General features: G+C 51.2%; 12 protein-coding genes. 8 read left to right on the top strand and 4 right to left on the bottom strand.

Annotated elements, in window-relative coordinates; all coding sequences use genetic code 11:
- The first annotated feature begins 42 nt into the window (after nucleotides 1-42).
- The 8 genes from AAGA79_RS03560 to AAGA79_RS03525 all read left to right on the top strand — a co-directional run bounded on the left by AAGA79_RS03560 (nucleotide 43) and on the right by AAGA79_RS03525 (nucleotide 9,010).
- The gene (locus AAGA79_RS03560; RefSeq protein ID WP_411827403.1) at nucleotides 43-1,185 is read left to right on the top strand and encodes a homoserine dehydrogenase; all 1,143 of its coding nucleotides are present in this window, start codon (nucleotides 43-45) and stop codon (nucleotides 1,183-1,185) included.
- On the top strand, nucleotides 1,185-2,528 hold the full coding sequence (locus tag AAGA79_RS03555) for an FAD-dependent oxidoreductase (protein ID WP_411827402.1): 1,344 nt from the start codon (nucleotides 1,185-1,187) through the stop codon (nucleotides 2,526-2,528). The genes AAGA79_RS03560 and AAGA79_RS03555 overlap by 1 nt, the downstream gene beginning before the upstream one ends.
- A complete protein-coding gene (locus tag AAGA79_RS03550; RefSeq protein WP_411827401.1) occupies nucleotides 2,525-3,070 on the top strand; it encodes a dTDP-4-dehydrorhamnose 3,5-epimerase family protein in 546 nt (181 codons plus the stop codon). The genes AAGA79_RS03555 and AAGA79_RS03550 overlap by 4 nt, the downstream gene beginning before the upstream one ends.
- Nucleotides 3,071-3,199: 129 nt before the next feature.
- Nucleotides 3,200-3,925 carry an ABC transporter ATP-binding protein gene (locus AAGA79_RS03545; RefSeq protein WP_411827400.1) on the top strand — a complete coding sequence of 242 codons (726 nt, stop codon included), beginning with the start codon at nucleotides 3,200-3,202 and terminating at the stop codon, nucleotides 3,923-3,925.
- 43 nt (nucleotides 3,926-3,968) lie between these two features.
- Entirely contained in the window at nucleotides 3,969-4,700 is a 732-nt protein-coding gene (locus tag AAGA79_RS03540; RefSeq protein WP_411827399.1) for an ABC transporter permease subunit, read from the top strand.
- 37 nt (nucleotides 4,701-4,737) lie between these two features.
- Nucleotides 4,738-6,609 (top strand): Gldg family protein, encoded by a 1,872-nt coding sequence (locus tag AAGA79_RS03535; RefSeq protein WP_411827398.1) that lies wholly within the window; start codon nucleotides 4,738-4,740, stop codon nucleotides 6,607-6,609.
- Nucleotides 6,610-6,658: 49 nt separating this feature from the next.
- Nucleotides 6,659-7,849 carry a DUF4340 domain-containing protein gene (locus tag AAGA79_RS03530; RefSeq protein ID WP_411827397.1) on the top strand — a complete coding sequence of 397 codons (1,191 nt, stop codon included), beginning with the start codon at nucleotides 6,659-6,661 and terminating at the stop codon, nucleotides 7,847-7,849.
- 96 nt (nucleotides 7,850-7,945) lie between these two features.
- Complete coding sequence (locus tag AAGA79_RS03525; RefSeq protein ID WP_411827396.1) at nucleotides 7,946-9,010, top strand: 3-deoxy-7-phosphoheptulonate synthase; 1,065 nt, start codon at nucleotides 7,946-7,948, stop codon at nucleotides 9,008-9,010.
- Between the two features lie 328 nt (nucleotides 9,011-9,338).
- On the opposite strand, the gene polX is transcribed toward AAGA79_RS03525, so the two are convergent.
- From polX to AAGA79_RS03505, 4 genes are all read right to left on the bottom strand, one after another.
- Nucleotides 9,339-11,075, bottom strand: coding sequence for a DNA polymerase/3'-5' exonuclease PolX (gene polX / locus AAGA79_RS03520; RefSeq protein ID WP_411827395.1), 1,737 nt, complete (start codon nucleotides 11,073-11,075; stop codon nucleotides 9,339-9,341).
- 173 nt (nucleotides 11,076-11,248) lie between these two features.
- Nucleotides 11,249-12,310: a vWA domain-containing protein gene (locus AAGA79_RS03515; protein ID WP_411827394.1), complete on the bottom strand. Its 1,062-nt coding sequence runs from the start codon at nucleotides 12,308-12,310 to the stop codon at nucleotides 11,249-11,251.
- A 183-nt stretch (nucleotides 12,311-12,493) separates the two neighbouring features.
- Nucleotides 12,494-12,955, bottom strand: a complete 462-nt coding sequence (ybeY, locus tag AAGA79_RS03510) for an rRNA maturation RNase YbeY (RefSeq protein WP_411827393.1) — start codon at nucleotides 12,953-12,955, stop codon at nucleotides 12,494-12,496.
- 6 nt (nucleotides 12,956-12,961) lie between these two features.
- The gene (locus AAGA79_RS03505; protein ID WP_411827392.1) at nucleotides 12,962-14,515 is read right to left on the bottom strand and encodes an HD family phosphohydrolase; all 1,554 of its coding nucleotides are present in this window, start codon (nucleotides 14,513-14,515) and stop codon (nucleotides 12,962-12,964) included.
- Nucleotides 14,516-14,615 lie beyond the last annotated feature (100 nt).

Raw genomic sequence — 14,615 nt, 5'->3', positions numbered from 1 at the left:
GAAGTATAGTGACGCCCAGTTGTGTGAACATCCCATTTCTCTATGCCTAAACTAGATCCTCAACTCATTCGCGTTGGTCTCGTCGGTGCGGGTTGCATGGGTCGCGGCATCGCCTTTCAGATCCACGCCACCCCAAATATGACTCTCGCCTGGGTCGCCGATCTGGACATGAACGCTGCCTGCGAAACAGCCTCCCTCGCCCCCGACGCCTTCCACTCCACAGACTTACACCAACTCCTCAAAGAGCACCCCATCAACGTCCTCATCGAGGCCACCAATTCCATCGAGCCGGCCGCCGACTACTGCCGTGCCGCGCTCGAAAACCAAGCCCACATAGTTCTGATGAACGCCGAGGTAGATCTCGCCCACGGCCCCGAACTCGCCGCCCTCGCCGCCGCTAAAAACCTCACTATAACATCTGACGCTGGCGATCAACATGGAGTCCTAGCAACCATGATACAGGAAGCTGATCTTATGGGCTTCGACATCATCCAGGCTGGAAATATCAAAGGCTTCCTAGACACCGCAGCCACCCCCCACTCAATCCGTGAAGAAGCCGCTAAACGAAATCTCTCACCCACCCAGTGCTGCGCATACACCGATGGCACCAAGCTCCACATTGAAATGGCAGTCCTAGCCAACGCCCTAGGCTACCTCCCACCAGAAGGCGGCATGACCGGCCCCACCGCCACACGCGTTGAAGAAGCTCTAACCCTTTTCGACTTCGACTCCTACAAGGGCACTCCCCGCATCGACTACCTCCTAGGCGCACAACCCGGCGGCGGAGTCTACCTCATCGTCACTCCGAAAAAAGAAATCCCCCCCGAGCAAGCTTTCTACCTCAACTACTACAAACTCAATACTTCCCCCTGCGGAAAATACTACCTCCTTTATCGCCCCTACCACCTCTGCCACCTCGAGACCCCAAGAGCCGTCCTCGCAGCCGTCGCCAGACAGCCAATCCTCACACAACGCCCGAAAAAAACCTGCGATGTTTACGCCTACGCAAAGTGCGACCTCCCTCCCGGAACAAAGATCTCCCACGCCATTGGCTCCGCCGAACTTTACGGTCGCGTCGAGCCCCTCAACCCACAAAAAATTCCTATCGCCACCCTCGAAGCCCAAGTCACTCTCACCACCCCCATCTCCCAACACCAGGCACTCACTCCTCATCACCTTGCTTGATGTCTGAAAAACACATCACCATTCTCGGCGGCGGTCCCTGTGGACTTTACGCAGCCCACACCGCCCTTGAGCTAGGCGCAAAAATTACCCTCTATGAAAAGGAAGACTCCTTCGGAGGACTCGCCGCCGGCCACCTCCTCGGCGGAAACTGGTTCGATCTCGGAGTCCACATGCTCCACTGCTTCGACTCCGAAATCTTCGCCACCTGCAAACAGGTCATGGGAGAAGAACGCATCGAAGTCCCGCTGAAATCCCACATAAAATGGGGCGGAAAGACCTACCACTATCCCCTACGTGGACGCGACATTCTGGCAGGTATTCCACCCCTCACCCTCGCCCGCTGCCTCACTGGCCTCTTCATCGCAGAACTCCAAACCCGCTTCAGCAAATCTACCCTTGGGGCCGACGCCCAATCCGCTCTCATCGAACTCTACGGCGAACCGCTCTACGAATTCTTCTTCGAGGAATTCACCCACCGCTACTGGGGCATTCATCCCCGCGACCTCTCTGCAGAATTTGTCCGCCGCAAAATGCCCCGCCTTTCAGCCGTGGACGTTTTCAAGAACCTCCTCGAAAAACTTCACCTAACCAAACCCCGAGACACCACCGAAGGAGCCCTACGCTTCGAGACACTTCATTACTCAAAGACCGGTTCAGAAACCCTCCCCCGCTCACTCGCCACCTCCCTCCAATCGCGTGGAGCAAGCCTTCACCTCGACTCACCCATCACAAAAATCACCCACAACAAAGACCTTATCACAGGCACCAACCACGGTTCAAAAACTGGCCACTTCCTCTCCACCATCCCACTCCCCCACCTCATCCGCGCACTCGATCCCCCACCTCCACCCGAAATCCTCCACGCAGCCTCCCAGCTCCGCTTCAAACCGATGACCGTCTACGCCCTCCTCATCAAAAAGGAAAAATGCATGGACTCACTCTACACCTACTACCGCGACCGCGTCTTCCACCGCGTCGGCGAACCAAAAAACGCCGGACTCCTAGTGCGCCCGGAGGGCCACACCACCCTCATCGTAGAAACAACCTGCGAAATCGATGACCCAAAATGGACTGGCCAAGCCCTCCCGGAAATCATCGCTGACCTCGAGGCAGAAGGTCTATGCACCCCAGAGGAAATCACCTCCCATCACCTCATCCACGCCACCCACGCCTACCCAATCTTTGCCAACGGCTTCGAAACACATTTAAAGGAAATTACCACCTACCTCCAAAGGTTTACCAACCTACGCACCACCGGCCGCCAAGGAGCATTCACCTACCCCAACATGCACACAGCCATGCGCATGGGAGCCACCACCACCAGAGAACTCCTAACTAAATGATCACCAAAGCAACCACCCTACACGGAGTCACCCTGCTCAGCCCACCCCGCTTCAATGATGCTCGAGGATCATTCCGACCCCTTTTCGCACAGCGCCTCCACTCCGCCTCCGGCTACTCCCACCCCTGGGCAGAAATGAACCTGTCCCACACCGAACCAGGCACCATCCGCGGCCTCCATTTCCAGGATCCCGGATCCCAGGCCAAGCTCATCACCGTCGTCAGCGGAACCATCTTCGATGTAGCCGTAGATCTCCGACCACATTCTCCGACCTTCCTAAAATTTGAGACCTTCACCCTCTCCGCCGAGAATCCCGACCTACCCTCTCAAATCTACCTTCCTGAAGGCCTAGCCCACGGCTTGGCCACCCCATATGGCTCCGCCACCATCGCCTACCTCGTCTCTTCCCCATGGAGTCCGGATACAGAAAAAGTCCTCGCGTGGAATGATCCAGCCCTCAACATTGCCTGGCCCATCACAAACCCCAACCTCTCCCGCCGCGACCAATCAGGCCTCCCCATCTCATCTCTCATCACATCCTGAACCACTCTCGGGTATTCCAGCGGCAAATCCACAATCCGCGCAATTTTTCCGAACAAATCCCGATTTCTGTGTCGCAAAAAGTGCATAGAAGTTAAAACCCGCATCTCTGACCTCATACGGAAACGCATTATGATCGAAGCAGCAAAACTCACCAAACGTTTCGGAAGTAAACTCGCCGTCGATAATCTCTCTTTCACCGTAAAAAAAGGCGAAGTCCTCGGATTTCTAGGTCCCAACGGCGCAGGAAAATCCACCACCATGCGGATGGTCACCGGATTCATCCCCCCCACCTCCGGAGATGCCAGTATCTGCGGAATCTCCATCACCAAAGATCCGAAGATTGCCAAACGAAAGATTGGATACCTCCCCGAATCCGCGCCTCTTTACAACGACATGACCGTCTCAGGATTTCTTAAATTCTGTGCGGAGATTCGGGGACTCGTAGGAATTGAGAAAAATGAAGCCGTCGAGCGTTCGATCGAAACCTGTTTCCTCACAAGTGTGGCCCATCAATCAATCGATACGCTATCGAAAGGCTATCGCCACCGCACGTGCCTGGCGCAAGCTCTACTTCATGATCCTGAAGTGCTGATACTCGATGAACCAACCGATGGCTTGGACCCCAATCAGAAATACGAAGTCCGCCAACTCATCAAACGCCTCGGTGAAACCAAAGCTATCCTCTTCTCCACTCACATTCTCGAAGAAGTCGAAGCCTCCTGCACCCGTGCTGTCATCGTAGACCGTGGAGCCATTGTAGCTGACGGAACTCCTGCCGAGCTCTTGGCACAATCCGGTACGAACTCTCTTACCGACCTTTTCAGAAAAGTAACTACCACAGACGCCGCAGCGTAAGCATAGCCTACCAATCTGCTTCTTCCTGAAAATCCGCAATCCCATGTCCAGCTTCACCATCTTCAATCGCGAGCTGAAATCCTATTTCGCCCAGCCCACCGCCTACGCGATCATCGTCATATTTCTGATTCTTTCCCTTGGGCTCACGTTTACCTTTGGAAATTTCATGCGCATCGCGGATGCCTCGCTCGAATACTCATTCTTTTTCTGGCACCCATGGCTCTATATGCTCATCGCTCCGGCCATCGGCATGAAACTATGGGCGGATGAGCAACGCAGTGGCACGCTCGAACTTCTAGGCACATTTCCGATTTCCATATGGTCAGCCATTGTCGGAAAATTTCTCGCCGCAGCCTCCGTCTGCCTCGTAGCGCTCCTTCTCACCTTCCCGATTATACTCACCGTTAACTATCTGGGCGATCCTGATAACGGGGCCATTTTATCCGGATACATCGGCTCATTTCTAGTGGCATGCACATTTCTCGCAATTACCATGCTCGTATCCGCATGTTCGCGGGATCAAGTCGTTTGCCTCATCGTTTCTGTCACCGTCTGCACTCTCATGGTATTATGCGGTTATGATGATTTCACCCGCGAGTTAGCTAAAGCAACATCACCCGGCACCGTCGAAGCTATCGTATCATTTGGCGTTTGGGATCACTTCTCCTCCCTGAACCGTGGACTATTTCGTATTCAGGATCTCGTCTGGTTCACCACCTTTATTGGTATCTGCCTCCTTGGCACATCGACGATCCTTAGCGCGAAACGTTCATAAGCTCTCCATTTATTGGAAATAAAGAATCAGAACCTGAATGAAACGCCCCATCTCCCGCGCAGCACTCGGCATCGCAGCACTCATCACCATCGCTATTTTAGCGAACTGGCTGGTCTCACTCACTCCCTACGGAAACCGGGGAGTAGATTTCACCGAGAACAGAATCCACACCCTATCCGATGGCACAAAGGCAATTCTCGGTGGCTTGGATACACCAGTAGCCATCCGCTACTATGCCACTCGAAATTCCGACTACATGCCGGAGCAGGTCAAAATCCACATCAAACGGATCGACGACCTCCTGAAGGAATACGCAAATCTCTCAGACGGGAAACTCCGCATAGAGAATCTCGACCCACAGCCCGACACGGATGCGGAAGACTCCGCAAATCTTGATGGTCTGCAAGGCGAGCAAATCAACGGTGATAACCTCTACCTTGGTTTGGCCATTTCCGCACTCGATAAGAAAGTAGTGCTACCGTTCCTGAACCCAGCGGATGAAACCATGCTGGAATATCAAATCTCCAAATCCATTGCCGAAGTCAGCACTCCAGTTAAGCCGACCATCGGCATCATGTCTTCACTTGATCTCGCAGGCACACCTGCAGCGATCCCCGGGCAGCAGAACGCTCCTGCATGGGTAATCTACCAACAGCTGCAGCAATCCTTTGAAATAGAGAATTTGGGAATGAATCCGGAATCGATCGATCCCGAAGAAATAAAAACCCTACTCCTGATCCACCCCTCGGGCATTTCTCCTGAGACAGAATTTCTAATCGATCAATACGTTCTACGTGGAGGTACTGTCGTCGCCTGTCTGGATGCCAACTCTTTGGCTGCCCAGATGACAGGAGGAGGTAACCCCATGATGGGGCAACAGGGTATCCCCACCATCTCCACTCTTCCCAACTTGCTGGAAGCATGGGGAATCGAATTCATCTCATCGGAGGTGCTCGCGGATCCTGAATATGCAACGATGCTTGGCGGCGACCGTAAAGGCATCGCGGTTCTAAGCCTGCCGCAGAGCGCTATGCCACGTGAGGATAGTATCATCACCCAGAACCTTGAGTCCGTCCTTTTCTATCTCCCCGGCGCCTTTAGAAATAAAGGAACAGTTGGAGTTAAAGCAGTCTCGCTCATACGCTCCTCGAAAGGTGCGGGCTTCGTGGATTCATTCAAAGCCGCCCGACTCGATCCATCGCTCGATACCAGTGTCAAATCCGAGAATACCAATTTTGATCTGGTCACTCATCTTTCGGGGAAATTCAAAACCGCATTCCCGGAAGGTCCACCGGAACTTCGTGAAAATGCAGACGGGGACACAACAGTGAAAAATTCCATCACCACAGCCACCAAGACAGGAAACGTATTTCTTATCGCTGATGTGGATGCCTTCTATGATGCATTCGCCTATTCTGTGCAAAATCTTGGCGGAATCCAGATGGCCAACCCATCCAATGGAAATTCAAGTCTACTCCTCAATATTCTGGATCAAGCAGTAGGCTCACAACACCTCATCGGATCCCGCTCCCGCGCTGCCACTAGGCGCCCTTTTACTCTCATCCAACGGATGGAGGCTAATTTCGACAGGGAAGTCGGCGACAGAATTCTCGAGCTACAGGGGAAACAGGAAGAAGCCGAAAAAAAGCTCCGCGAGCTTCAGGCGCAAAAAGTTGAGGGCTCAGAACTTTACCTCTCACCTGAGCAAGAAGCTGAAATAGTCAAATTCCGCCAGCAGCAGGTCGAATACTCCCGCCTCATCCGCGAGCAACAGAAAGACCTGCGCCGTCAGAAAGACAGCTTGGCAGGAGACATCACACTCCTGAATGTGGCATTTATGCCAGTTTTCGTAGTGCTAATAGGTCTGGGTGTATTTTTGAAACGCCGTTCTTCCACTCGAGCTAGATAGAGAAAGCGTACGATAACTCCTGAATACCGAGCCCAGCTCCAAATTCCCCATGAAACTCCGAACCATTCTCTCTCTCTGGTCCATAGCCTTTGCCCTGGCTATAGCCATTTTTGTCATCAAAAGCACCCAAAATGGTCACAATCAAAAAGCAACAGACCGTTCCCCTGGTGAAAAATTACTCGCCCACTTTCCCGCGGATCAAGTAGCGACCATCGAAATTACCGACTCAAAAAAATCCGTTTTATTAACTCAGCAGAATAATAAGTGGGTCGTTGCCCAGCGCGATGACTATCCAGCCACTACCCGCGATATAAATCAACTGCTCCGCACCCTCACCCAGTTGAAAGTAACCCAGAGTATTGAGGCGGGTCCGTCATTTGCCTCCCATTTCGGGATGGACGGAGAATCGACCGACCCAGCCACCCACGGAGTCGACGCTACTTTCAAGGACACTTCGGGAAATGAGCTTTTGAAAATCTCCTTGGGAAAATACCTCGAAGCAGCTTCCACCACGTCAGCGCTCGGTGGCGGAGTAGTCGGCCGCTACATTCGGAATCACGCGGATGATTCAGGCTTCTACGCCGTTGGAGAAGCTCTGGGAACGCTCTCCCCTTCCCCGCAAGACTGGCTCTCCACCGAATTCCTACAGATTGAGAAAATCCAAACTATCTCAGTCACCAAACCGGGCTCTGATGAAATAGAATGGACGATCACCCGCGATGAGGAATCAGAAGAGCTTCTATTTTCGGATACCTTTCCCGGTCTTAAGACAAATCTCAGCGCCGTGAACGCACTCAAATTGCTCTATACCTACAGCCATTTCGAAGACGTGTTAACCGGCGCAGAAGCGGCTAAAATTCAGCCGAATGATCAGTTAATCAAAGCAACCATAACCACTTTCGAGGGATTCATCTACAACCTCACCGTCCAACCGGAGTCAACTGACAGCGATAACTTCCTCATGAATGTAGCTGTTTCTGCAAAGCTACCCGAGAAGCGAAAAAAGGCTGAAAGTGAAAGCAAAAAACAAGCGGCCGAGGCTGATGAAATCTTCGCTAAACGCCACAATTTACTTTCCGAACGTCTGCGACAAACAAAAGAGTTCGAAGGGAAAACATTCTTGATCTCACGGTCGACTGCCGCCCCGCTGCTCAAGAACAGAATGGATCTTACAGAACCAGCACAGACGCCGGTCCCCCAGCAGCAGACACCAGTGCCGCAGCAGCCCCTCAACCGTTAAATTCAGGTGGCTCGTCATCACCGCACTTTGCGAAATCTCGGTGGTTATTGACTTAGAACTGGCCATTCCCCCCGATTACCTCTTCCATACTCGCCCGTGACCAAGCACCGCACAGACGACCTACGAATTTCAGGCATCAATCCGCTCATTTCTCCAGCAGTTCTCGCCTACTATCTTCCTCTCAATGAGCAAGCGGCTTCAGTTGTCGCAAATGCCCGCGAAGAAGCAGACGCCATCCTTAACCTGCAGGACGATCGCCTTCTCGCTGTAGTCGGCCCCTGCTCGATCCATGATCCGGAAGCAGCTCTCGAATATGCCGAGAAACTCAAGATAGAAGCCGAGCGCTTAAAAGACGATCTCTGCATTATCATGCGGGTGTATTTCGAGAAGCCTCGCACCACCGTTGGCTGGAAGGGTCTAATCAACGATCCAAACCTCGATGACTCATTCGATATCAATCGTGGTCTCCGCGTTGCCCGCAAGCTCTTGCTCGATCTCGCAAATATGGGAATATCAGCAGGGACTGAGTTTCTCGATACCATCTCTCCTCAATATGTGGCCGATCTAATCGCATGGGGAGCCATCGGAGCACGCACCACGGAATCCCAAATCCATCGGGAACTTGCTTCCGGCCTATCCATGCCCGTCGGCTTCAAAAATGGAACCGGTGGCTCAATTCAGATCGCTCTGGATGCGATTCAGTCATCGTCCAATCCACACCATTTTCTTTCAGTTACAAAACAAGGCGTCTCAGCCATCGTTTCAACAGCTGGAAACAAATCCTGCCACCTTATTCTCCGCGGAGGAAAGTCCGGGCCAAACTACGACAAGGACAGCATTTCAAGTGTCGAAGAGATGCTTGAAAAACATAACCTTCCGAAGTCGTTGATGATCGATTGTTCACACGGTAACTCCAACAAAGATTACCGCAATCAGCCGAAGGTAGCTCAAGATCTCGCAGAGCAAATCGCAGCAGGTTCTAAATCCATCACATCTGTGATGATTGAGTCGAACTTGGTGGAAGGAAATCAGAAGCTCACTTCAGATCTTTCACAGCTCACCCATGGGCAATCCGTCACAGATGCATGCATCAGTTGGGATAGCACTGTGGAAGTCCTCGATACACTTGCACAAGCGGTGCGCGAAAGAAGGGGTAAATAGGAGAACAAATTTGATCCACTAAAGACGGAATAACCACCGTATTTTTTTAGGCCATTCTATCGGACTTCGTGAAATTTTCACGTCCCGCGGAGTGGCCTTATTTTTTATTCCAATATCTGCCAGCTTGGATCGGGAGCTATTTGGATGGGTTTGGTCGGTCCCGATGAAATTCAAATCACAAAGACCTACAACGGTCAGTGACCAAAACACTCCCTATTTATGCCTAGCGATCAAACTCTTCATCTCCAAGACATACACTGGGGTAATCTAATAATTTCGTCTCTCCCCTCGGACAGGCGATAGACAAATACTGCAAAACCAGAGTTCTCTAGCGTTCTCCCTTGGGAGACTTTAGAAAATTTGAAATCTCATCTGCACTTTTTGTATTCAGGATATCCTCTCGGCGTAGCCAACCCTTTCTGGCCACCTTCACGCCAACGCCCACATGATGGATTCGCTCTCTGGAATGAGCATCCGGGTTTATCGAGCACAGAACATTCTTATCCCGCGCACGTTTCCACCATCGCCAGTCCATATCGAGACGCATTGGACTGCAATTTAGCTCGATAACTGTGCGTGTAGCAGCAGCACAATCGATAATTTTAGCATGATCCACCGCATAGCCATCCCTCTTCAACAGCAGTCGTCCGGTCAAATGTCCCAGCATTGTTATATGCTCGTTTTCCATGGCCCGGCAGATTCGGTCAGTCATCGTTGCCTCGTCCAGGTTTCCAAAGTTGTGAACCGAAGCCACTGTGAAATCCAATTGTGCTAGAATCTCGTCCGGGAAATCCAAAGTCCCATCCATTAGGATATCTACTTCCGACCCTGCAAAAATCCTAAATCCCCCCAAGGTTTTTTCCAAAGTCCGAATCTGTTCCACTTGATCAAGCAAGCGGTCAGCATCCAGTCCTCCTGCATATGCTGAAGACTTGGAGTGGTCGGAGATCCCAAAATACTGAAAGCCCAGATCCATCGCCTCTTCTACCATTCCCTCCAGTGTATCCCTACCATCTGAAGCGTTCGTATGATTATGGAACGTCCCACGCAAGTTCATCAGCTCAACGAGTCTGGGAAGCTTATTCTCCATCGCCGCCTCGATTTCTCCACGGTTTTCACGGAGTTCCGGATCCACATATTGCAGTCCCAGCGCCCGATAAATATCTTTTTCTTCATGCACATCCGGGCGCTCAATTCCCTCACTGACCGGATTAAGCCCATACTCGTTCAAGGACCAGCCCTTCTTGAGTGCCAGCGAGCGCAAGGCCACATTATGTTCCTTCGAACCGGTGAAATACTGCAAAGCAAACGGAAACTCCTCATTTCTAACCGCCCTTAAATCGCAGTAAATTCCATTTTTAAGACGTACTGAGGCTTTCGTATCCCCACATGCGATTACCGCATCGACCTGCGGAATTGTCGCGAAATCTTCGCACACAAGAGCTCCCTCTTTCGTGGAGACGAGGAAGTCTAGATCTCCGACAGTCTCCTTTGCCCGTCGATAGGAGCCGGCTACAGCTACCTGAGCGACTTCAGGGTGCATTCTCAGCAGCTCAAGGATCTCCTCTACCAAAGGCCCGATTGTCCCTAGGGTAAATCGATCAGCAAATTTTTCGTTGGCGGCAATTCCCTCCAGAATCTTCGTTTCGGTCTTTTTCCCAAAACCAGTCAACTCCGCAACTTTTCCTTGTTCACAGGCTTCTTTGAGTTTTCCCAAGGAATCAATACCCAGTGAATCATACATCACCTTGATCTTCTTTGGACCCAGCCCCTGTACCTCAAAAATTTCGAAAATAGTCTCAGGAAACTCTGCTTTTAACTTCTCATAAAATTCGAGTTTACCTGTTTCGGCCATTTCTCCCAGCTTGTCCCGTAGGGCCTCTCCAATTCCCTTTATTCCCTTCAGTTCGTTATTCTTAGCCAAAGCTACGACATCTTGCTCCATCGACAGGACAATTTCAGCACCTTGGCGGTATGCTCTTACTTTGAATGGATTCTCCCCCTTTAGTTCGAGAAGAAGTGCGATCTTCTCCAACACTTCCGCCATACCTTCCCTATCGATCATCCGCGTTAATATGCGACTCTGTAAGCATACACGCAAGCCTCGTGAGCGCCACGCAGGCTGCTGACTTCGCCTATCACTAAAAACCAAAGAGCCCAACTCGAATACGAGTTGGGCCAAAATAATCTGACAGAATATAGAGGACTCAGACCTTCATTCCTTCGTCTCAGGATTCTCTATTTATCTTCGTTGCTCATTACACGGACTTTCCCGCCCTTTTCAACCAGTGTGAACTGCCCACCGGTAGGGAAAGCCAAGCCGGCCATGAATTCGTCTGCTTTTGGTTCGATCAGCGAAACGGTATTAATTGCTATTCCACTACGCTTTGCCTTTGCAGCTAGGTCTCTTACCATTTTGTTCATGTCGCCCCCGGTCAAACCGTCGGTCATGAAGAAGATTACCTGAGGTTTTGGATCCATTTCCATGGCCATCTCAAGCGGAGTAGCCCAGTAAGTGCCAAGGAGGAGTGGAGTATCTTTAATCTTCTCCAGTGACTCTTTGATGTTTGTGCTGGTCGCATCTCTCCACGGAATCTTGCGCTTTGCATAGGTCTTTGCCTTATCGATCTTGATCGTTTTTCCAGATTCATCCTTCAGTTGGGCAATATGCTTTCCTGATGGATCGAGCTTCATCTCATCCGAAGCCACCCAAGCTGGACCGGCAAAAAAGATAAGTTGATATTTTGTTCCCGGTCCCATGCCGCCGATTGACTTGGCAAGCTCCTTCCGCATCAAGTCGTTACGACCGAGTTGCTTCATCGAAAGTGAATAATCGATCACGTAAGCCACGCGCTCAGCCTTAACTTCCTGCTGGAAGAAGGTCGCTCCACCTCCTGAATCCATCGAAATATCGTCTCCCCATCCACCACCGAAATCAGCTCCGTCACCGAAATCGAGCGCTTCTGTTTCGATCGCCACATCAGGCACAGGAATGGAAACAGCGGATGCGGAGTTGGTAGCGATAACTTTTACCTGGGAAGAAGCGGGAGCCGTCGGTTTTTTCTGAACCTTGGATTTCGTCTTTTCCTCCTGAGGTTTCTCAGCTGGAGCCGTCGTGGCCTTGTAGGTTACGATAGTAGGAGTTTCCTTCACGATCGAAGGGAGTAAGACCACACCTAGAGCCAAGCCGACGATCACTATGGCGAGAATTGAAACAACAAATGAGCTGATCGTTGAATTTCTCTTCTGCGCTCTGAGTCTTGCTTTCGCCTCTTCGCTGATTTGTACGTGGATACTCATAAATTACTGGATTTTTCGTGCAGGAAAGTTTCGCCCAGTTCCCAGATGTCCGCAAATCAAATCCACCGGCAACCGGCGTTAAACTACCAAGTCACCGCATCAAACCCTGTAATAGCTAATAATTCCGCGATTTTCTCGAGGTATTTGGGCATCGGAGAACGGGTTTCCTTCTTTTCACTGTTTTTAAATGAGTTTCGTGGAAAGACCCTCAGCCCAGAGAAGGGCAACTATGTCCTCCTGTGCCTTTTCCATTCTTTCTCTTTCACCGGCCTCGGCATCCTCATGCCCCGCCAAGTGTAATAACCCGTGGACGAAGTATCTGAGAATTTCTCTCCCCAAAGGTTCTCCATATTCCTCAGCCTGTCGAAGCGCCACTTCAGCTCCGATGACAATTTCCCCATGATGGAAAGTTATCACATCAGTAGCACCTTCAATATCCATGAAATCCTTATGGACCCGGCTGCTGGTTTCATCATCGACTACTGCAACCTCGAGGATCGCCAAATGACTCAGTGAATTACCTTCGGCCACGGCAACTTCAAGGGCCATTGCCGTAGCTTTCTCGCCGATCGCTTCCAGTGCGGTTAACCAGGATGTCGGAATCGCGACCTCGCCTTGGTGATTTCCAATGATAATTTCCAGCATGTCGTGCTAATTGCTAAGCTGTGAATCAGGAAGACCCCGTTCGGGCTTCTTCGGTACATCCTTGTTGGTTGCAGAAGAAGATCTCTCGCGTTGTGCACTCTTTTCTTCCGGAGGCTTCTGATAGTCGATCCGACTATGGAGCATGCTTCGGAGAGTCTTGGAAAAGCTGTCCTTCACCATCGCCAGTTCTCCGAATGTCAGAGGACACTCGTCAAGCTGGCCATCGTTGATCTTTGCGCGAACGAGGTCCTCAACCAGTGCACGGATTTTGGACGGAGTCGGTTTACGCAAGGTGCGCGAGGCACTCTCGATTGTATCGGCCAGACAGATAATCCCACTTTCTTTTGTGCTCGGGCGTGGGCCCGGGTAACGAAAATTCTTTTCCTCCACCTTTGGTAGATCTTCCGGATTCTCCAGGCGCCTATCCACTTTCTCCATTTCCGCCTTCTTCTGTTCCTGGGCCTTTCTATAAAAGAAATAAACTAGAGAATCCCCATGGTGCTCCTGGATGACCTCGATGATTCGCGGATTAAGTTTATTTTTGACCGCCATATCCACACCATCCTTTACGTGAGCTGTTATGATCAGCGCGCTCATGGTAGGAGTCAGGGAATCGTGGGGATTTTCACCGCCGTCTCCTTGGTTCTCAATGAAGTATCCAGGCTTTTTCAGTTTTCCCACATCGTGGAAATATGAGCAAACCCTACACATAGGCGCATTTGCACCTATGCTCTCTGCTGCAGCTTCGGATAGCGCAGCTACCACAAGACTGTGATGAAATGTTCCAGGTGCCTCCAGTTGCATCTTTTTCAACAAGCGGTGATTCAAATCGCTCAATTCTAGCCAGCTGATATCGGTGGTTAGATGAAAGCTGTGCTCAAACATGGGAAGAAAACCGCTAATTAGCATCGCAGTGCCCAAAGACGTGAGAAACGCGATCGCACTCCCCATCCCCAGAATCTGAAGGCGGACCACCATCTCCCCGCCAAAAACCGACATCGCTCCCATCTTACCTAGGACCAGCGCCAAAACGATCATCACCAAACCCACATAAATTCCAGCCCGTAGAAGTTGAGTTCTCTTACGAAGTCGTTCCGTGCAAAGAACCGCGGTCATACCGGCGACCAAGCTGACGATCAAATAGTTCATCACATCACCTTCCGGAACCAAAAGACTTCCTATCAGACTCACGTAAACTGCGGAAAAACCGCCCAGAGTCCTTCCCAATAAAATTCCGTGCAGCATCGGTGCCAAAGCAAACGGCACGAATAGAAAGCGATACATCTCCCTGATCGTTCCGGCATCCGCCAAAATCATGACCAACCGGACCACCAGCAAATGTCCGATCAATCCGCCCAATACCAGCAAAACACGGCTATTCCTCCGGGTGATATCATGGTGCCCGACGTGAAACATAGCCAGTGCCGTCAATGCCAGGACGAATCCGTAGAGCATCCCCTTGAAAGGATCGTCCGCAAAAGTAGCGCCAGGCGATGCCTTCAGAACCAGAACCGATGACGCAACAGCAAATGTCAGATATAGAGAAAATCGGACCAGCATGCTCTCTTCGAGCGCTTGTGCAGTTGCGCTTTCACCGTGAACCCTGCGTTTCTTGGCTAAAGAAAAGCCCTTTTTGGTCAGCTGCCAGCGTCTGATGTTA

The sequence above is a fragment of the Luteolibacter sp. AS25 genome (assembly GCF_046736275.1).
Classification (GTDB): Bacteria; Verrucomicrobiota; Verrucomicrobiia; order Verrucomicrobiales; family Akkermansiaceae; genus Luteolibacter.
This window is presented reverse-complemented; position numbering and strand designations above follow the sequence as displayed.